The sequence below is a fragment of the Pseudomonas rhodesiae genome (assembly GCF_007858255.1).
GTDB lineage: Bacteria > Pseudomonadota > Gammaproteobacteria > Pseudomonadales > Pseudomonadaceae > Aquipseudomonas > Aquipseudomonas rhodesiae.
The window spans coordinates 1-20,311 of sequence record NZ_VFEU01000030.1; the positions used below are offsets into that span (position 1 = coordinate 1).

Genomic DNA, 20,311 nt, shown 5'->3' on the forward strand with positions numbered 1-20,311 from the left:
CCGTACGCCTATCTAAAGGATGTTCTCACGCGTCTACCGACGCAGCGGGCGAGTGAAATCGAGCAGCTGCTTCCGCATAAGTGGCAGCCGGTTTAATCACGCAAGACGTGTTGCCCGGACGCATACCGATCAACGTGAATCCTGTAGGAGCTTCTTGCAGCATGCGGTTAAAGTCTCCAGTGAATGCAAGGAGCTTGTTTCTTGCCACTTTAACCTGCGTGTCTAACTGTGGAGTGAAATACTCCGCATGCGACTTGGCTTCTGCAGTGCGAGCAATCAGGTTGGAAAGCGAGTCTTTCTTGAGCTCTAAGCGCTCCAGGTGCTCTGAAACGATTTCAGGTTTTTCTACCAGGAAGCTTTCACGCGTTTTGATTTCGTTATGCATTTGCTCGAGGCAGTGAGCAGTAACGCTCCATGAAATGATCTCTGCGGCGAGGAATTTGCGACGATTGGCTTTTGGCACAAGGCTTTCAGGCGATGCTCCATTCCTTTTAGACTCAGCGATATAGGCCTCCAGCTCGCTACACTCGTCAGTTAGCACACGAATGTGACCGTATATCCTTGGCAGGTGGTCGACAGTTTTGACCGAGTAATAGCAGCCCCCGCACGGCATACTTATCCCAGGAATGGCACCCAGGTCTTTAACGACGTCCGCTGGGCAGCGATTACCAAATGGGCAGATATGAGTGGGCATAAAGGCCAGCGAGTCGATGGGGCGCTGCCTTGTCTCCCTGACACCCGAAACCACATCATCCTTGGTCTCACGGTCAAAAGAGATCGCACCGAAGTCAATCAGAGACTTCTCCTTGTCTCGCCGGAAAGCCTGCTGAAGCTTCGATGCAACGTCTTCTGCTTTGATGTTAGACATTGCTGGGCGGTCAACTAGCCATCCATGCTCAATACTCAATTTTTGATACTGGGCAACCGATTTTAGGTATGCAGGGTCAACTTTTGCGTAATACATTACATGTTCATCACTGGCATGGCCGGTAATAAATGCGCCGATGATGTGTGGCGGCAAAATTGGGATGTATTCAGATACAACTGATACTCGGCAGGAGTGCGGGGTATGTTCGATTAATTTGCAGGCCTGTCCCTCAAGTTTGATCACGGTGAGATAGTCGTGAGGATCATTAATAGATTCCAGATCCCCCACAGCCTCTGGCATTGCGTTCGTCGCCTCAATGCCCAGCTGAAACCTGCAGAACAAGTCAAAAGAATAAATTAGCCTTTTGAAATATTTCGCATAGGCCTCCGGAGTCAGCACGCCAGGACTTGTTCCCTTCGGAAATAGCGTGATGATTTTGCCATGCTCATTTTCTTCATGGTAGTCATACCAGGTTTCGACATCCATTGCGGGATCGTTAAACCAAGGGATCATGGCTTTTTGACGATCCAGCAGTTCAATTACCGTCTTCGAAACAGTAGCGTCCCAGGGGCCGTTTACTTTGTCAGTGTTGATGCGTAACTTGCAAAGCGCAGGCAGGGGTCTTGAACGATCAATTCGCATATCATAGGTTCGCCTCTCTAGCCAACGTATGTGAATACTACGAACCCCTGTCTCCAGTGCGATGATATTATGTCTGATGTAATTGAGCTGAGGATAGAACACCCACTTCCCTTCGCGTTCAACCGAGTGTTCAATAATTGGCACGACAAACCTTGGAAGAAGTCGCAGCGCCTCATACTTCATGGGGCGATTATCTTCGGATTTAGGCTGCGAAGCGTCAAATGATGGGTTCCGGTAGAACACAATTGGAACGTACCCAAGTTTTTCAGTTTGAACGATTTTTTGGGTGTTGTTCCAATCCTTTGTTTCAATATCTGCCCTGAATTGTTTGTCGAATAGGTTTATTTGTTCGTGATATACCCTTTCGGCTAGGTGAGTTGTGAAAGACTCTATCGCGTAGCAGTATTGGAGAAGGTATGGGAAATGCTCAGAATGAAATGCAGGCTTATTAGAGCTATTCCTTCTTCGCACGATGGGGAAATCGAGCTCAAGTATGGGGCAAACAAAACCAGAAAGTTTCTCGTCGGCGCTCGAGTGAGCCGTCAAGTAGTTGAAAAAGCTGGTGATGTGGTACATGATCTGCTGGATCGTTGAGTTTGACCTGCCTCTGCGAAGAAAAGTGAGGAAGCCTATGTATCCATCGCCCTCCATGTGCGTCCGATTAAGCTCACTTGGGTGAGGAGGAAGCAATCCCGTGGCAGTAGGGTATTCGCCAAACAACCAGGTATTCAGAACTGAGAAGCTCTTGCTGTAAGCGTCGAAAGACTTAATACCCCGAGACTTTTGTAAGCCGGTGTATTTGTCCTGATATTTCAACCACGACTCGACACTTTCCTTGTGCTCATCAGGATAGTCATATTCGCCAGAGGCCAGAGCTTTTCTACTGGCGTGCAAATCATTTTTAGGGCGGACGGCGACCTGGCTACATCTGTCAGAATACAGCCTCTGAACATAGTTCCAAAACGCGGCTGGGGCGATGGGGTACTGGAACCAGTCAACGTCATTTCTTCGCATTAAGACCAAGTGGTCGGCGAGGTCAGCGATGTCATCTGGATTGATGTCTTCGATTCTATGCCAGTCTGTGCAACGAATCATGCGCCATGCGTACCATCCAAAGTTTTTGACGGCACTAGGCTTCATTACGGAGGTAATGTCCGGAATGTCTTCGTAGGGAACATGCGAGACAAACGGTTTGCTCACAAATGCAAGCACCTCGGTATAGGATGCTGCAGCAAACTCATAGAAGTTGGTTCCTTCGTCCTGATTGTGAACCGTGGGCTTCCTAAGGTCAGCCGGGAGCAGGACAGCTCGCTCCTGCCAGAGAAAGTGAAGAATTAAGACGCAGTCTTTACTCAGCCTCTCCAAGGAAGACTTGTTGAGCCAGTCAATAGAGGCCTTCGGAACGACCTGCTTCGCAATTTCTATCGGCGCAGTCTTTTTCGTGCAAGCTAAAGCATTACGCACCCACACTTCATCATAAATAGGTGCATTTGACACGTTCAGGTGGTCATCAAACAGGCGCACGATGGACGCGTTGTAATATTCGTTACGAGCGCCGCTTGTTACCTTACTTGGAGAGATATAGTTCGTGCCAAACAGCTCTTTGCAGACGCAAGCCTTGGCTTTCGTGATCGCCTCTTTAATGGAGCTATCAAGAGGCGCTCCAGTTTTGATAATCTGAATATCCTTAGTCAGGTTAATCATGTTGCGTCCCTTGAATGCGATTCGCCTCGTCCTTCAATACTTCGAGCTGGCGCAGATAAAACTCCTCGCGAATTGTGGTAAAGGAGGCATCGCCTCTTTGCATGACGTACTGGTTAGCATGTTGAATGTATGCTTCGATGATGTCGGTGTCGTGCTTCGCGTACTTCATCGTGGATGTAACGCTGGCATGGCCCATCAGGATCTTCACGTAGGTAATGGGTAGACCAGGAAGGGTTTGACCAGGAACTGGCATGTAATTAAGCGTGTAGGTTCCGTACATATGCCTCAGAGAGTGAGTGCTGATGCCTGTGACGTCCGGCAAGCCTGCCTTCAAAGAGTATTTCTTGAAGGTTTTGTCACGGCTGCTCCTGTCGCTTGCGAAGAAGGGCCTGCCGTCAGAGTTCTGAAACAAGAAATCATGTCCAACGCTAGAGTTGTATTCTAGGGTCAGGTACTTCTCAAGGCTCTCCCAGAATATTTTAGCGAATGGTTCAATCATGAAGGTGACCTCGGTCTCCCGACCTTTCCAGGAGAGAAGCTTATGCTCTTCTTCAGTAATACCAGGCGCTTTCCTCGCAAAGGGGTCGCGTAGGAACACTGCAAAATCGTCATCGTCGATGTCGGACATTCGAACTTGTAGCGCCTCGCTTGTACGCGAACCTGTCGCGGCAAGTAGGGCATATAGCGTCATATCCCTGTAAAATGTCGTGGACTTTGCAGGCTTGGCCTGTCTGAGAAAGTCGATGGATCGTTCTATAGGGAATGGAAGGATCTTGAACGGCTGCTTGTCGTGTTTGCTGTTCCTACGCCCTGCTTTAGCAAACAGCTTATCTCTCTTGCGTTTAGGCAAAACTGAGTTCAGCGAGCCACGAATGACTGCTGCCATCCATGAATTAGCTTTTTGGGCCGAAACCTCATATTGACTTCGATATTCGGCCTTGCTCGAGCAGAACCGACTGAACAGATGGTCAGGTGCTGTCATGTTTTTTGACTCGGCTACCTCAAGAAACCATCGAATAGACGACTCTATTGATTCCGCGATTGAGTTTTGACCGGTTAGCCGTGTCTTCCCTAGGCTATGGGCCAGCGTCTTCGCTATCGGGTTCGTGGCGTCCGTACCGAAGAGGAGATAAACCTGGTAGCTGTAGATGACGGTCTCGATAGTGACCTCGACATCTGCAGGAAATTGGGTTTTCGTCGCCTCATATACGTAGTCGATGAAGCGGCCAACGTGCTCCGAGTAGAGCTTATCGGTGTTTCCTGCGTAGCCCTTACGTGCCAGCCACGTCGTGTAGTCGGTGAACGGTTTGAACTCGCGTGCCTCGTCGGGCATGCCAGGGTCGAGATGAAGCAGGATGTAGTTAGCCTCGCTCGTAACGGGCGCTTCGACCAAGATGAAGTTTTTCATGAGCTCTTATTCCAAATACCACACCCTATTAGCTTTGGGTGTCGCACTTGCCTTTGTCAAGGAAAAAGGCTCAAGTGGGTGAATCAGGCCAACGCAGAAAGCTCCGTCAGCATGGCCGTTGGCCGTCTGCGGAGTGCGCTAAGTGTTTGATTGTAAGGGGAGATGGGGCCACCGGCGGGAATCGAACCCGCGACCCACCGATTATGAGTCGGTTGCTCTAACCAATTGAGCTACAGTGGCGCTGAGAAGGTGCAAAGCTATCAAAAATCAGGTTCAAATGCCACACCAACATTCGTACCACATAAGAACCGTGGACCAAAGGATTATGAGTCCTCTGCTCTGACCAACTGAGCTATAGGCCCTTAACAGGTCGCGGATTATAGCGATGGTTTCCTCGCTGTGCTATCCGAAAAGTCCTCAACTGTCATACGAAGGAACGTGGCGGCAAAAAGCTCCGGCGGCAAAGGCAGGCTGACGATGTAGCCTTGCATCTGTTCGCAGCCTTCGTCGGCAAGGAAGGCTTGTTGTGCGGGGTTTTCCACGCCTTCGGCAATGATGGTGAATTGCATGCTGTGGCCCAGGGCGATGATCGCGCGCACGATGGCGGCGTCGTGGGGGTCGTCGGGCAGGCCGCGAACGAAGGATTGGTCGATCTTGAGGAAATCCAGCGGCAGGCGTTTGAGGTAGCTGAGGGAGGAATACCCAGTGCCGAAGTCGTCGATCGCCAATTGAACGCCCAAACGTTTGAGTTCGTGCAGCACATCAAGGGCTTCTTCGGCCTGGCTCATGATGAAGTTTTCGGTGATCTCCAGTTGCAGGCAGCCGGGCTCCAGGCGGTAGTCGTGCAGCAGTTGTTCGATGCGCGGCAGCAGGTTGGGATGACGCAACTGTGCGCCAGCGAGGTTGACCGACAGCGGGCCGAAATCGTCGAACGTGCCTTGCCAGGCGTGAAGCTGGCGACAGGCTTGTTCCAGCACCCAGTCGCCGATCTGCAGGATCATGCCGTTCTCTTCGGCAAGCGGGATGAAGTGTTCGGGCGGCACGTCGCCAAAGGTTGGGTGGTGCCAGCGGATCAAGGCTTCGGCGCCAATCAGGGCGTGGGTCTTCAGGCAGAGTTTGGGTTGGTAGTAGAGACTGCACTCATTGCGCTCGATGGCACGGCGCAGCTCATGTTCCAAGGCTACGCGCTCCTTGGCTTGAACGGTGAGGTCGCGGGTATAGCACTCGACACGATTACGTCCCTTGGCCTTGGAGCGGTACATCGCGGCATCGGCGTTCTTGACCAGGGTGGCGACGTCAGTGCCGTCCTGGGGATAGAGGCTGGTGCCGATGCTGGCGCTGATAAAGAACTCATGCTCGCCGGCCTGGAACGGCGGCGTGAAGCATGCCAGCAGTTTATTGGCCAAGTGCTCGGCATCGCCCTCATGTTGCAGGCCGGGTAACAGGATGATGAATTCGTCGCCGCCCAGACGCGCGACGGTGTCGATGTCGCGCAGTTGCTCCTTGAGGCGCAGCGCGATGCCTTTAAGCAGCAGGTCGCCGACAGGGTGGCCGAGGCTGTCATTGATGTGCTTGAAGCGATCGAGGTCGAGGAACAGCACAGCGCCTTGTTTGCCGGTTTGCTGATGGCCGTTGAGCGCGGCTTGTAGCCGGTTTTCAAACAGCGTGCGGTTGGGCAGGCCGGTGAGGGGGTCATGGTGGGCCTGGTAGTCGAGTCGGGCCTGGGCCAGTTTGAGGCTGGAGATATCGGCGAAAACCGCCACAAAGTGGGTAACGACATTGTCACGGTTACGCACGGCGCTGATGGTCAACCAGCTGGGGTAGAGCTCGCCGCTCTTGCGCCGGTTGGAAATCTCGCCCTGCCAGTGCCCGTGAGTGGTCAACTGATGCCACATCGCCGCATAGAAGGCGCTGTCATGCAGACCGGAGGCCAGCAGGCGTGGTGTCTGGCCCAAGGCTTCGGCCTCGCTGTAGCCGGTGATCTCGCTGAAGGCACGGTTGACGGCGCTGATGTTCTGCCGAGTGTCGGTAATCAGTACGCCTTCGGCGGTGCTCTCGAACACGGTGGCGGCCTGCTGCAGCTTCTCTTGCATCAGCTGGCGTTCAGTGATGTCCCGGGCAATGGTGAGCATGCAGTCCTCGTCGCCGATGGGTAGCGGGCGGCTGGATAGTTCGCACAGGCGTATCAGGCCGTCGGCACGGCGGATATGACAGATGAAATCGCGCACAAACCCGTCGCGGCGCATCAGTTCCAGCAGGTGTTTGCGTTCGTTGAGGTCGACCCAAATCCCCAGTTCCAAGGCGGTCTGATCGATGGACGTGGCAGCGGTGAAGCCGGTGATGCGGCTGAAACCTTCATTGACCTCAATCAGCAGTCCGTCGCGCTGGCGGCTGAGCAGCAAGCCATCGGGCGAGGCATGAAAGGCCTTGGCGAATTTCTCTTCGGAGGTTTGCAGCTGTTGCTGGGTTTCCTTGAGCTGGGTGATGTCGCGCACCACCACGACAATGGCTTCCACTGTGTCGAGCTGGAACGGCTCCGCGGAAATCAGCCCGGTGAAGACTTGGCCGTTGCTACGTCGAAAGGACATTTCCAGGTTGCGAATGCTGGTGGTCTGCACGCGGTGCAGCAAGTCGGGCCCTGCGTCGTCGATACCCCAGATGTTCAATTCAGTGGCGGTTTTGCCCAGTACTTGAGCAGCGCTTAAGCCGATCTGGTCTTCAAACGCTTTATTGACCTCCAGCAGACGTCCATCGCTGAAACGGGCAATCACCAGAATGTCAGGGCATTGCTGGAACACCGAAGCGAACTTCTGCTCGGACAGCTGCAGCGCTTCTTCGGTGCGCTTGGCTTCGCTGATATCAATCATCAAGCCGCGCAGGACGGACTCATGGCCGTGTTCGATCAGGCTAACGATGTCGCGTACCCACAGGCAGCGGCCGTCGGCAGTGATTACGCGGTAGTCAACGCTGTGATCGCGCTTGGCGCGGGTTTCACGATGGCAATAGGCTTCGGTGCGGGTCAGGTCGGCGGGGTGGATGATATTGCGCCAGAATCCTGGAATCAGCCAATGGGCGCGTGGATAGCCCAGCAGTTCCTCGGCGTGGGGGGACACATAGCTGTAGGTGAAATCAGCGATGCTGGCTTCCCAGGCAATGGCCGACAAACTCTCCACCAGGCTGCGGTAGTGGTATTCGCTGCTGCGCAGTTCTTGTTCAAGTGCGACGCGGCGGGAAATCTCCGAGCTGAGCCGGCGATTGATCCGAATCGCGATGATCAATACGGCGCTCATCAATAGCAGTGCGGGCAGGCCGTACAGCAGCAGATCGTTCCAGAAAGTGCGGTTATCCGAGAAGTTACCCACCCAATGGTGTTGGATTGCGCTGGTTTCGTCAGGGCTGAGGTCCGCCAGTACTTTATCGAGGATGCTTACCAGCATTTTGTCGTTACGGGGTACGCCCATCGCCAGTTGATAGCGGTAGGGCGTTTCACCACTGACATACAAGCCTTCGAGTTTGAGTTCGCGCAGGCTCCAGACGCTGGAGGCCAGGTCGCTGACTACGGCGTCCACCTTCCCGGTGGCCAGCGCCTGTAGCGTGGAGCTGACATTGGGCAAGGCGACCAGATTGATATCGGGATGATGGGTACGCAGTAATTCATGAGGGGCGTAGTTTTCCACTACGGCAATTTTCAACCCATAGAGCTCCTTGAGCGTGCGCGGGCGCGCCCCACCTTCGTGGGCAAGGATAACCATCGGAAAGTCGATGTAAGGTCGAGTAAAGGCCAGATAGTTCTGGCGCTCCGGTGTGGACATAACACCCGGTATGAGATCGAGTTGACTGTTTCGAGCCTGCTCCAACACCTGGCCCCAGCTTGCTGGTTCGATCAGTTTTATCTTGATGCCCAGGCGATCCTGAATCAGGCGGACATAGTCCGCAGCCAGGCCCTGGTAGCGGCCATTCTCGTCACGGTATTCAAAGGGCGGCCACGAAGTGTCCACCCCCAGGCGCAGCTCCTGATGGTCCGCCAACCAGCCACGCTCATCATCAGTGAGAGTCAACGCGCCAGCCGTTGCGGTCCAGGTCAGCAGCGACAGCAGTATCACGGTCGGCAAACTGGGCATAACGGTCTCGTTATGGCACGGGGAATGTTTCGAGTGTAGACGGGCATTTCGCAGGAGGGGTGAAGCGGGAATTTTTATCTAGGCAAAACAAAACCCCCGGCCTGGGCCGGGGGTTTTGGTATCACTCGTCGAGGAAGGAGCGCAGATGCTCGCTTCGCGTCGGGTGGCGCAACTTGCGCAACGCCTTGGCTTCGATTTGACGGATCCGCTCGCGGGTCACGTCAAACTGCTTACCGACTTCCTCAAGGGTGTGGTCGGTATTCATGTCGATGCCGAAACGCATGCGCAGTACCTTGGCTTCACGAGCAGTGAGGCCGGACAGTACATCGCGAGTCGCTTCTTTAAGGCTCTCAACGGTGGCGACATCGATTGGCGACTGCATGGTCGAGTCTTCGATGAAGTCACCCAGGTGGGAGTCTTCGTCATCACCAATCGGGGTTTCCATGGAGATCGGCTCTTTAGCGATCTTCAATACCTTGCGGATTTTATCCTCAGGCATTTCCATGCGTTCGCCCAGCTCTTCCGGGGTCGGTTCGCGACCCATTTCCTGCAGCATCTGCCGGGAAATGCGGTTGAGCTTGTTGATGGTCTCGATCATGTGCACCGGAATACGGATGGTGCGGGCCTGGTCGGCGATCGAGCGAGTGATCGCCTGACGGATCCACCAGGTGGCATAAGTCGAGAACTTGTAGCCGCGACGGTATTCGAACTTGTCCACAGCCTTCATTAAGCCGATGTTGCCTTCCTGGATCAGGTCGAGGAATTGCAGGCCACGGTTGGTGTACTTCTTGGCGATGGAGATCACCAGACGCAAGTTGGCTTCAACCATCTCTTTCTTCGCGCGGCGGGCCTTGGCCTCACCGATCGACATGCGACGGTTGATGTCTTTGATTTCGGCAATCGTCAGACCGGTTTCGGCCTCGAGCGCGCTCAGCTTCTGCTGGCAGCGAATGATGTCCGGTTGCAGGCGACCGATGGCTTCAGCGTACTTCGCCTTGCCTTTGGCCAGTGCGTCGGTCCAGCTTTCGTCCACTTCGTTGCCCGGGAACTGGCGCAGGAAGTCTGTACGTGGCATGCGTGCATCACGGACACAGAGCTGCATGATTGCACGCTCTTGTGCACGCAGGCGCTCAAGGGCGCTGCGAACGCGTTCAACCAAGCCTTCGAATTGCTTCGGTACCAGCTTGATTGGCATGAACAGCTCAGCCAGTGCCAGCAACTCGGCAATGGCCTGCTTGTTGGCGCGACCGTGCTTTTTCAGGGCCTTGCGGGTGATTTCCATTTGATCGGAAACCGCACCGAAGCGCTGGGCAGCGATGATCGGGTCCGGACCGCTTTCGACTTCTTCTTCATCGTCGCTGCTGGCTTCAGCATCGTCGTCATCGGAATCGTCGTCGGCTTTCGCGGCTTTCGCATCGACAGGCGGTGGCACTTCGGCGGCAGGCGGCGCAATGCCGTCGTCCGGGTCGATATAACCGCTCAGGACGTCGGAGAGGCGGCCACCTTCGGTGGTCACACGGGTGTACTCGGAGAGAATGTGGTCAACCGTGCCTGGGAAGTGCGCGATTGCGCCCATCACTTCACGGATGCCCTCTTCGATACGTTTGGCGATTTCAATTTCGCCTTCACGTGTCAGCAGCTCGACCGTACCCATTTCACGCATATACATGCGCACAGGGTCCGTCGTGCGACCGATATCGGTCTCCACCGCAGCCAACGCGGCGGCAGCTTCTTCAGCGGCGGCTTCGTCGGTATCGGCGTCGGCCAGCATAAGGGAATCCTTATCTGGCGCAGTTTCGAATACGTTGATCCCCATGTCGTTAATCATGCGGATGATGTCTTCCACCTGCTCTGGATCTGAAATATCCTCAGGCAGGTGGTCGTTGACCTCCGCGTAAGTCAGGTAACCCTGCTCACGACCCAGTGTGATCAACTCTTTGATACGAGACTGCTGTTGCGCTTTTCCGGACATAACACCCTATCCACTGAAGGTCTTGGCGGGCAAAAAACAAGCCGAGGATTATACCCGAGCTATGACCTCACACGCCAGCTGAGGTCGGGTTTGATGCGGAAACATTCTGTTTTAAGAGGTCGCGCATCTGTTTTGCTATCTGAATTTGCTCTTCAGCCGATAATCCAGGCTGCCTTGCTCTCTTGATAAGTTCATCGAGGGTCTGCGTATGCTGACCCGCGGATAACCTAGTAATGGTGTCTAAAAACTGTTGTTCAAGGTTATCGCCGTCAATTAGCCACTCCTTTTCCGCGAGCGCTTTCAACAGTCGGCCTTGTTCGGTGCCATGCCAACGAGCCATCAGCTGAATAGAGTTTAGCTTAGGATTTTTCTGCATCGCCTCGATCAGTGCGATCAGTACCTGGGCGTAAGTGTTGCTCTCGTTGGCAAAATGATCCGCACTTTCAACCTTGCCCGCCAATTGCGGGTGGTGAATAAGAGTGCGCAGGGCAATCAGCGTTGGCGCTTCTACAGCGACCGGTGTGCGTGGGGCATATGCCTCATCGCGATCACCGCGTTTACCGTTCTTGTTCCAGGGTTTCTTGTTGTCCCACTTCTTGCCGCCGGTGCCGGGTTTTTTCGGTGTCCATTCCTGCTGCGGGGCGTAAGCCTCCTGCTGTGGATGGAAGTCGGCATAGTCCGGCATGGCGTCATAGTCCATGCCGGGGTCGTAGGCGGGCGGGGCGTCCTGCGGTGCGCTATGGACCAGTTGGCTTACGGCTTCGCCGCTGAGTCCGGTGATTTCCAAAAGGCGCTGGCGCATCAAGGTGCGCAGGTTAGCGCCAGGCACTTTGTCGATCAGCGGCGCTGCGAGGGTGGCCATGTGGGCCTTGCCTTCGAGGGAGCGCGGGTCAGCTTCTTCGGTCAGTTGCTGGAAGAAATAGTCCGCCAGCGGCTGCGCATGTTGATTAATGCGCGCGCGGAAGGCGTCGGTGCCTTCGGAGCGCACCAGGGTGTCCGGGTCTTCGCCTTCGGGCAAGAACAGGAAGCGTGCGCGTCGGCCATCTTGCAGGCTCGACAGTGTGGCTTCGAGTGCGCGCCAAGCGGCATTGCGGCCAGCCTGATCGCCATCGAAGCAGAACAATACGCTGGGCACCACGCGAAACAGGCGTTTCATGTGTTCTTCGCTGGTGGCAGTACCCAAGGTGGCGACGGCATTGCGCAGGCCCTGTTGGGCGAGGGCGATCACGTCCATGTAACCTTCAACCACGATGATTTCGTCAAGATTGCGGTTGTTTTTGCGCGCCTCGAATAGCCCGTACAACTCCTGGCCTTTGTGGAAGACCGGCGTTTCCGGGGAGTTCAGGTACTTGGGTTTATCGTCGCCGAGTACGCGGCCGCCGAAAGCGATGATTCGTCCGCGGCTGTCGCGGATCGGGAACATCACTCGATCGCGAAAACGGTCATAGCGCTTGCCGGTCTCGGCGTTTTCCACCAGTAGGCCGGCGTCGATCATGGCTTTCTGCTGCAGGGTGTCGCTGCTCAGGTGTTTGTACAGGTTGTCCCACCCCGGTGGGGCGAAGCCAAGCCCGAAGTCGCGGGCGATTTCACCGGTGAGGCCGCGCCCCTTGAGGTAGTCAACGGCCGCTTTACGCTGTGGGTGGCTTTTAAGCGCCTGACGATAAAAGTCGGCAGCGGCCGTCAGCAGCGGGTACAGCGGTGAATCGGTGGGCTGTCGCGGTTTGTGCGGGCGGCCACTTTCTTCGCGGGGGATTTCCATGCCGGCGGCTTTGGCCAGCTCCTCGACGGCCTGGGGGAAGTCCAGGTTGTCGTGGTCCATGATAAAGCCGAGGGCATTGCCGCCTGCGCCGCAGCCGAAGCAGTAGTAGAACTGCTTGTCGGGGCTGACGCTGAAGGATGGGGTCTTTTCTTTGTGAAATGGGCAGCAGGCGGTGTAGTTCTTGCCGGCTTTCTTCATTTGCAGGCGCGAGCTGACAACATCGACGATGTCGGTGCGGTTCAGAAGGTCGTCAATAAAGCTCTGGGGAATTAGCCCGGCCATGGCGTTCTCGTCATCACTGCGTGTAAATGAGGGCCCATGAAGTATTCAAGCGCACGTCGGGTGGCTTGATCATCAATTCTCTGTTTGGACTGTCAGGAAGTGTATCTGCCGAACATTCGCTGACGTTAGTGTCTATCAGTCTTCGGCTTGGAAATGTCGCCCTGGCATCCGGTCTCGGCCAATGGTGGGCCTCGGAAGCTCGGTGATGGGCACAGCCGACACGGTTGATCGCCTGTTTGTAAAAAATAAGTGTGCTCGTCAGTAGCCTTGTTAGGCTCGTCAGAAGAGACGTGCACCGCTGGCAGAAGAGCCAGTCCTGACGTGTGAAGCAGTGTCTCGGTCGCATGTGCGGCGTCGACGATGAAGCATCAAGCGTTATCCGCAAATGCCATTAGCCCGGCTGAGGGCCGGGCTTGGCAGAAGCTTGCTACGATCGTCTGTGTATTAGTACAGACGAACGGCGCGGCGCTGTTCGCGCTGAACTTTCTTGGCGTGACGCTTAACAGCGGCTGCTGCTTTACGCTTACGCTCAGAAGTTGGCTTCTCGTAAAATTCGCGGCTACGAACTTCAGCCAGTACACCGGCTTTTTCGCAGGAGCGCTTGAAACGACGCAGAGCTACGTCGAAGGGTTCGTTCTCTTTAACTTTGACGGCTGGCATCCAGAGCTACCTTCTTTCATTACCGGGATCAACGTTCTCGTCGCAAACAATTCACGGCTGAGGTCGTCGGTTTTTAAGGGTTGCGGATGTTAACCCCTCATTGCCCGGAATGCAAAGCCTCTGATCGAAAACCGCTAGTCGGGAAGTGGAGCGGCGACTATTATGCGCGCCTTCGAATTCAGCCTCTACAAGGCGCAAACCCATGCTAGTACTGGGACTTGAAACCTCCTGCGACGAAACCGGTGTCGCACTTTACGACAGTGAACGCGGGCTTTTGGCCGACGCACTGTTCAGTCAGATCGACTTGCATCGCGCCTATGGCGGCGTGGTGCCGGAGCTGGCCAGTCGTGATCATGTCAAGCGCATGCTGCCGCTGATTCGCCAGGTGTTGGCCGAGGCCGGTTGTGTGCCGACCGAGATTGACGCGATTGCCTACACCGCCGGCCCTGGATTGGTCGGAGCCCTGCTGGTTGGGGCCTCTTGCGCTCAGGCGTTGGCTTTCGCCTGGGGCATTCCGGCCCTCGGAGTGCACCATATGGAAGGCCATTTATTGGCCCCCATGCTGGAAAAAACACCGCCACAGTTCCCGTTCGTCGCTTTGTTGGTATCCGGCGGTCATACGCAGCTGGTTCAGGTGGACGGCATCGGCCAATACACCCTCCTCGGCGAGTCCTTGGATGATGCGGCCGGCGAAGCTTTCGACAAGACCGCCAAGATGATGGGCCTCAATTACCCCGGTGGACCGGAAATCGCCCGCCTCGCCGAAAAGGGCGTCGCCGGTCGCTACACGTTCCCGCGGCCCATGTGCGATCGCCCGGGTCTGATGTTCAGCTTCAGCGGCTTGAAAACCTCCGCGCTCAATACCTGGCAGCAAAGCATCAGCGCCGGGGACGACAGCGAACAAGCCCGTTGCGACATCGCGCTGGCGTTCCAGCAGGCCGTGGTGGAGACTTTGACCATCAAGTGCAAGCGCGCCCTCAAGCAGGCGGGCATGAAACGTCTGGTGATCGCCGGCGGCGTCAGCGCCAACAAGGCGTTGCGCAGTTCTCTGGAAAAAATGCTCGGCGATATGAAGGGCGATGTGTTCTACGCCCGCCCTGAATTCTGCACCGATAATGGCGCGATGATTGCCTATGCCGGTTGCCAGCGTTTGCAGGCGGGGCAGCATGAAAGCCTGGCGATCAGCGTGCAGGCGCGCTGGCCGATGGAGCAGTTGTCGCCTTTGTAACGGGGGTGTGAGCCGGTATTTAAAAATGCCGTTCGCGCCCAGCAAACAGGTCGCGTAAATTGCCGCGATGGCGCCAGACGATCAGCAGCGTCAACACGCTCATCGGTAATAGCGCCGCCGGTTCCTGCCAGGCCAGCAGCGGCAAGGTCAGGGGCGTGGCGATCAGCGCTGCCAGCGAGCTGGTGCGGGTCAGGTAGAACGTCAGCAGCCAGGCCAGTACGGCCAGCAGCGCCGCCGGCGGGTAGATCCCCAGCAGCATGCCGGCCGCCGTAGCGACACCTTTGCCGCCGCGAAAGCGAAAGTACAAGGGAAACAGATGGCCGAGTACGGCGCATACGCCCACCCAGGCCTGTTGTTGCAGGGTCAGGCCGGCAAGGCTGGCGATCAGCACGGGCAACAGGCCTTTGCACACATCGCCTAGTAATGTCAGGACCGCAAGTTTCTTGCCGGCCAGACGCAGCATATTGGTAGCGCCGGCATTGCCGGAGCCACCCATTCGCGGATCGGGATTTCCCGTCAGGCGGCTGAGCAAAATGGCGAAGGACAGCGAGCCGAGCAGGTAGGCGAGAATCGCCAGTGACCAAAACATGCTAACTATTCCGGGCGAGGACGCCCTGATTCTAACGGGGCATCGCGCCCTTGTCGTGCTGCGGAGAAAAGTGCTTGGACAGAGTGTTTATCGAAGGCCTGGAAGTCGACACCGTGATCGGGGCCTACGACTGGGAGCGCGGCATCCGACAATGCCTGCGTCTGGACCTGAGCTTCGCCTGGGACAATCGCCCGGCCGCGGCCGGTGACGACCTGACCCTGGCGCTGGACTACGCGAGCGTATCCGCACGGATCCAGGCGTTCGCCGAGCAATCCCAGTTCCAGTTGGTGGAAACCTTTGCCGAGCGTCTGGCCGAAGTCTTGATGGGCGAATTCCAGATTCCCTGGCTGCACCTCAAATTGACCAAGCCCGGAGCCGTCCCGGCCGCCAAGGGTGTCGGCGTGGAGATCGAGCGCGGATGTCGCTAACTCAGATTTACCTTGGCCTTGGCAGCAATATCGAGCGCGAACGCCACTTGCGCGCGGGGCTGGATGCGCTGGCGGGCTTTCTGGTGGATGTACGCTGTTCGGCAGTGTTCGAGAGCCAGCCGGTCGGTATCAAGAGCGGGCCGTTCTTCAACTTGGTGGTGTCGGCGTATACCGACCTGCCGTTGATGGAGCTGGATCGCCGGTTGAAGTCGATTGAAGCGGATAACGGTCGCTATGCGCCGGATCGCAAAGGTTTGCCCCTGGATATCGATGTGCTGTTGTACGGCGAACTGGTCGGCAACTTTGACGGTTTGGTGCTGCCGCGAGCGGAAATCCTGAAAAACGCCTTTGTGTTATGGCCGCTGTCTTTGATGGCGCCGGATCGCCTACACCCCGAAGCGGGCAAGACGATGGCGCATTTATGGCGTGATTCGCACATCGATCAGGTGCTGGCGCCGGTTGCATTTGAATGGCGGGGCCAGCCATTGACGCCGAGCGCGCTGTTATAAAGCGCGCTGTTCCTTGTAAGCCTTGAGTGTCTTGAGTCTTTCCCGCTTGAGCGCTTCACCCAGTTCAGGGCCCTTGAAACCTTTCTCCAGCAGCGGCGCCACCGCAACGCTGCGTGCCGCTTGCGCCGCACCGCGCAGATAATCCGCCTGTGGATAACTGCGTTGCTCAAGGCCTTTGCGACCACGGGCGTCCATTTCGCAGGCGACCACGAATTCTTCGAAACGCTGCGGCCGGCGATACACATCAAAACTCTGCAATAACTCCAGTAATGTCGAGGCTTTCAGCTCCAGGGCGCGATGGCCGTGGGTGTGATATTGGCCAACCAGCAGCGCCAGCTCCTGGCAGTCCCGCGGCACTTTGAAGCGTTCATTGACCGCCTTGATCAGCTTCAGCCCCCTATGTTCGTGGGCAATGTGTTGCGGCAACTTATCCACAGGTGTCAGGCCTTTACCCAGATCGTGGAGCAAGCAGGCCCAGCGAACGGTCAACGTTTGCCGATGCAGAGCGGCCTGTTCCAGCACGCTGAGGGTATGCACGCCGGTGTCGATTTCAGGATGGTGTGCCTCGGGCTGCGGTACGCCGAATAGGGCGTCGACTTCAGGCATCAGGGTCTTCAGCGCGTTGCAGTCGCGCAGTACCTGAATAAACACCTGAGGTTGATCTTCCATTAATGCGCGGGAGATTTCCTTCCAACTGCGTTCAGGGGTCAGGGCTTCCAGTTCTCCGGACTCGCTGAGTTGGCGCATCAATACGAGGGTTTGCGGTGCGACTTTGAAACCCAAATGTGCATAACGCGCGGCGAATCGTGCTACGCGGAGCACTCGCAGAGGATCTTCGGCGAACGTCGGGGAAACATGACGCAGGACGCGGGCTTTCAGGTCTTGCTGGCCGTTGTAAGGGTCGATCAGGTTGCCGTCATCGTCCTCCGCCATGGCATTGATGGTCAGGTCGCGGCGAATCAGGTCTTCTTCCAGCGTAACTTCTGGGCTTGCATGGAACACAAAGCCGCCATAACCCCGGCCACTCTTGCGTTCGGTGCGGGCGAGGGCGTACTCGTCGCCGTTCTTCGGGTCCAGAAATACCGGAAAATCAGCGCCGACAGGCTTGAACCCCTTGGCCAGCATCTCTTCAGTGGTCGCGCCCACAACGACGCGGTCAATGTCTGTGACGTCGATGCCTAGCAAGCGGTCGCGCACTGCGCCGCCAACCTTGTAGATTTTCATGAAAAAGCCTCCATTAGCAGTACAGGATACCGTCTGTGCCTGACCGATGGAGGCTTTGCTGCTTCAGAGATGCACGACGGCCATGTCCAGGCGGCCATAGTCGTTGTCATTGTGATCGCTGCGCGGCGGGACATGGTGGGTCTTCATGACCTGATCGCCTTGTAAGGTTTCCAGATGGATGTCGAAACCCCATAGTCGATGCAGGTGCTTGAGGACTTCATCGGTGGAATCGCCCAACGGTTTACGATCGTGCTGTTGATGGCGCAACGTCAGCGAGCGGTCGCCGCGTACATCGATGCTGTAGATCTGCACATTGGGTTCGCGATTGCCCAGGTTATATTGCGCGGCCAGGGTTTCGCGGATGATGCGGTAGCCCGGCTCGTCATGGATGGCCGGTACCACCAGATCGTCCTTGAGATCGTCATCCAGAATGCTGAATAGCTTGAGGTCGCGGATCACCTTGGGTGACAGGTACTGCAGGATAAAACTCTCATCCTTGAAGCTACTCATGGCGAACTTGATCGTGGACAGCCAGTCACTGCCCGCGATTTCCGGGAACCAACGGCGATCCTCCTCGGTGGGGTTTTCGCACATGCGCCGAATATCACGGTACATGGCAAAGCCCAGCGCATAGGGGTTGATGCCGCTGTAATAGGGGCTGTCGAAACCCGGCTGGAACACCACGCTGGTGTGGGAAGTGAGGAACTCCATCATAAAGCCGTCGGTAACCAGGCCTTCATCATAAAGGTCGTTCATCAGCGTGTAGTGCCAGAAGGTTGCCCAGCCCTCATTCATTACCTGGGTCTGGCGTTGAGGGTAGAAGTACTGGGCGATCTTGCGCACGATACGCACGATTTCTCTTTGCCAGGGCTCCAGCAGCGGCGCGTGTTTTTCTAGGAAATACAGAATGTTTTCCTGGGGTTCGGCGGGGAAGCGAGCATTATCCTTATCGTTATTTTTGCCGGCGCGTTTCGGAATCGTGCGCCACAGGTCATTGATCTGTTTTTGCAGATGCTCTTCGCGCTCCTTCTGACGCAGGCGTTCTTCTTCGGCGGAAATCGGATAAGGGCGTTTGTAGCGGTCGACCCCGTAGTTCATCAGGGCATGGCAGGAGTCGAGCAGATCCTCCACCGCGTCGATGCCGTGGCGCTCTTCGCATTGCATGATGTACTGCTTGGCGAACACCAGGTAATCAATGATTGAACTGGCATCGGTCCAGGTGCGGAACAGGTAATTACCCTTGAAAAAACTGTTGTGCCCATAGCAGGCGTGGGCCACGACCAGCGCCTGCATGCAGATGGTGTTTTCTTCCATCAGGTAAGCGATGCAGGGGTCGGAGTTGATGACGATTTCGTACGCCAGGCCCATCTGGCCGCGGCTGTAGGACTTTTCGGTGCTGAGAAAGTGTTTACCATATGACCAATGGTGGTAACCCAGGGGCATGCCGACCGAGGCATAGGCGTCCATCATTTGTTCGGCGGTGATCACCTCGATCTGGTTGGGGTATGTGTCCAGGGCATAACCCGCCGCAATACGGCTTATTTCCCGGTCATAGGCCTGGATCAGTTCAAAGGTCCATTCGGACCCGGTGGAGAGGGGTTGGCGCTTAGTCTCTTTTTTGGCGGTCATGTCACTAACCTGCGCTGGAAGAGTTCACGGAAGACCGGGTAGATATCGCCGGCCGAGACCAATTGCTGCTGGGCGAACGTGTCGGCAAACGCTTCGCCGATACGCTCGTATTCGAACCACAGGGCCTGGTGCTCACGGGGGGTAATTTCGACGTAAGTGTAGTACTGCACGAACGGCATGATCTGGTTGATCAGAATGTCACGGCAGATTGGCGAGTCGTCGTTCCAGTTATCGCCGTCCGAGGCCTGGGCGGCGTAGATATTCCATTCGTTGGCCGGGTAGCGCTCGGCCATGATCTCCTGCATCAGCTTCAAGGCACTGGAAACAATGGTGCCGCCGGTTTCACGCGAGTAGAAAAACTCCTCTTCGTCGACTTCCCGCGCGCTGGTGTGATGGCGGATAAACACCACGTCGATCTTGTCGTAGTTCCGCTTGAGAAACAGGTACAGCAGGATAAAGAAACGTTTGGCGATGTCCTTGGTGGCCTGGGTCATGGAGCCGGACACGTCCATCAGGCAGAACATCACGGCCTTGGAGCTGGGATTGGGTTGTTTGACCAGCAAGTTGTATTTCAAATCGAATGTATCGAGAAACGGCACGCGGTGAATGCGCGCACTGAGTTTTTCGATTTCCGCCTCTACCTCCTGGATATCACCGAAGTTGTCCGGTTCATCCCGCTTCAAGCGCGCCAGTTCCTCTTTGGCCTGCTTCAGCTTGGCGCGGCTACTGCCTGACAAGGCAATCCGCCGTGCATGAGCTGAGCGCAGGGTGCGGATGATATTGATCCGTGAGGGGTTGCCTTCGTTGCTGATGCCGGCGCGCACGGTTTTGAAGGTGTCGGTGCCGGTCAGGTTGCGTTTGACCAGGTTAGGCAGTTCCAAATCCTCGAACATGAATTCGAGGAATTCCTCCTGAGTGATCTGGAACACGAACTCGTCCATGCCCTCACCGGAGTTGCCGGCTTTACCCGGGCCCTTGCCGCCGCCACCGCCTGGGGGACGTTGGATATGCTCACCCGTGGTGAACTCCTTATTGCCAGGATGCACGACGGTCTGTTTGCCGCCTCTGCCGTGGTGCAGGACGGGTTCGTCGATGTCGCGTCCGGGGATGCTGATTTGTTCGCCGTGCTCCATGTCCGTGATGGAACGGCGGCTGACGGCTTCTTCAACCGCCTTTTTGATGTGGTCACGGTAACGCCGCAGGAAACGCTGGCGGTTAACCGTGCTCTTGTTCTTGCCATTGAGGCGTCGGTCGATCACATAGCTCATGGGGCCCCTCCGGGGAGCTT

Annotated in this window: 13 protein-coding genes and 1 tRNA gene; 4 read left to right on the top strand and 10 right to left on the bottom strand. The window is 56.3% G+C overall.

Going from position 1 to position 20,311, the window contains the following annotated elements; genetic code table 11:
* Positions 1 to 96 (top strand): transposase domain-containing protein (locus FIV35_RS25630; RefSeq protein ID WP_146374934.1); only part of this gene is annotated, 96 nt, incomplete at its 5' end.
* A gap of 3,110 nt (positions 97 to 3,206) precedes the next feature.
* Here FIV35_RS25630 and FIV35_RS25635 read toward each other — a convergent pair.
* The 6 genes from FIV35_RS25635 to rpsU form a co-directional block, all read right to left on the bottom strand.
* Positions 3,207 to 4,622: a tyrosine-type recombinase/integrase gene (locus FIV35_RS25635; RefSeq protein ID WP_034139553.1), complete on the bottom strand. Its 1,416-nt coding sequence runs from the start codon at positions 4,620 to 4,622 to the stop codon at positions 3,207 to 3,209.
* A gap of 163 nt (positions 4,623 to 4,785) precedes the next feature.
* Positions 4,786 to 4,862, bottom strand: a tRNA-Ile gene (locus FIV35_RS25640).
* A gap of 137 nt (positions 4,863 to 4,999) precedes the next feature.
* On the bottom strand, positions 5,000 to 8,743 hold the full coding sequence (locus FIV35_RS25645; RefSeq protein WP_034139552.1) for a bifunctional diguanylate cyclase/phosphodiesterase: 3,744 nt from the start codon (positions 8,741 to 8,743) through the stop codon (positions 5,000 to 5,002).
* 121 nt (positions 8,744 to 8,864) lie between these two features.
* Entirely contained in the window at positions 8,865 to 10,715 is a 1,851-nt protein-coding gene (gene rpoD / locus FIV35_RS25650; RefSeq protein WP_034101087.1) for an RNA polymerase sigma factor RpoD, read from the bottom strand.
* Positions 10,716 to 10,782: 67 nt separating this feature from the next.
* Complete coding sequence (gene dnaG / locus FIV35_RS25655; RefSeq protein WP_034139551.1) at positions 10,783 to 12,756, bottom strand: DNA primase; 1,974 nt, start codon at positions 12,754 to 12,756, stop codon at positions 10,783 to 10,785.
* Positions 12,757 to 13,200: 444 nt separating this feature from the next.
* Positions 13,201 to 13,416, bottom strand: coding sequence for a 30S ribosomal protein S21 (rpsU, locus tag FIV35_RS25660; RefSeq protein WP_002551877.1), 216 nt, complete (start codon positions 13,414 to 13,416; stop codon positions 13,201 to 13,203).
* Positions 13,417 to 13,618: 202 nt separating this feature from the next.
* On the opposite strand from rpsU, the gene tsaD reads away from it, so the two are divergent.
* Positions 13,619 to 14,644: a tRNA (adenosine(37)-N6)-threonylcarbamoyltransferase complex transferase subunit TsaD gene (tsaD, locus tag FIV35_RS25665; protein ID WP_034139550.1), complete on the top strand. Its 1,026-nt coding sequence runs from the start codon at positions 13,619 to 13,621 to the stop codon at positions 14,642 to 14,644.
* A 19-nt stretch (positions 14,645 to 14,663) separates the two neighbouring features.
* Here the strand turns inward: tsaD and plsY are convergent, their stop codons facing one another.
* Entirely contained in the window at positions 14,664 to 15,233 is a 570-nt protein-coding gene (gene plsY / locus FIV35_RS25670) for a glycerol-3-phosphate 1-O-acyltransferase PlsY (protein ID WP_034101082.1), read from the bottom strand.
* Positions 15,234 to 15,307: 74 nt separating this feature from the next.
* On the opposite strand from plsY, the gene folB reads away from it, so the two are divergent.
* Positions 15,308 to 15,661 carry a dihydroneopterin aldolase gene (gene folB, locus FIV35_RS25675; RefSeq protein WP_034101080.1) on the top strand — a complete coding sequence of 118 codons (354 nt, stop codon included), beginning with the start codon at positions 15,308 to 15,310 and terminating at the stop codon, positions 15,659 to 15,661.
* On the top strand, positions 15,652 to 16,170 hold the full coding sequence (gene folK, locus FIV35_RS25680) for a 2-amino-4-hydroxy-6-hydroxymethyldihydropteridine diphosphokinase (protein ID WP_034101079.1): 519 nt from the start codon (positions 15,652 to 15,654) through the stop codon (positions 16,168 to 16,170). The genes folB and folK overlap by 10 nt, the downstream gene beginning before the upstream one ends.
* Here folK and FIV35_RS25685 read toward each other — a convergent pair.
* The 3 genes from FIV35_RS25685 to FIV35_RS25695 all read right to left on the bottom strand — a co-directional run bounded on the left by FIV35_RS25685 (position 16,165) and on the right by FIV35_RS25695 (position 20,291).
* Positions 16,165 to 17,394: a multifunctional CCA addition/repair protein gene (locus FIV35_RS25685; protein WP_034139549.1), complete on the bottom strand. Its 1,230-nt coding sequence runs from the start codon at positions 17,392 to 17,394 to the stop codon at positions 16,165 to 16,167. The two genes, folK and FIV35_RS25685, sit on opposite strands and share 6 nt — an antisense overlap.
* Positions 17,395 to 17,457: 63 nt before the next feature.
* A complete protein-coding gene (locus FIV35_RS25690; RefSeq protein WP_034101076.1) occupies positions 17,458 to 19,023 on the bottom strand; it encodes a SpoVR family protein in 1,566 nt (521 codons plus the stop codon).
* Positions 19,020 to 20,291 (bottom strand): YeaH/YhbH family protein, encoded by a 1,272-nt coding sequence (locus FIV35_RS25695; RefSeq protein ID WP_034139548.1) that lies wholly within the window; start codon positions 20,289 to 20,291, stop codon positions 19,020 to 19,022. Before FIV35_RS25695 ends, FIV35_RS25690 begins: the two co-directional genes overlap by 4 nt.
* Positions 20,292 to 20,311: the final 20 nt, after the last annotated feature.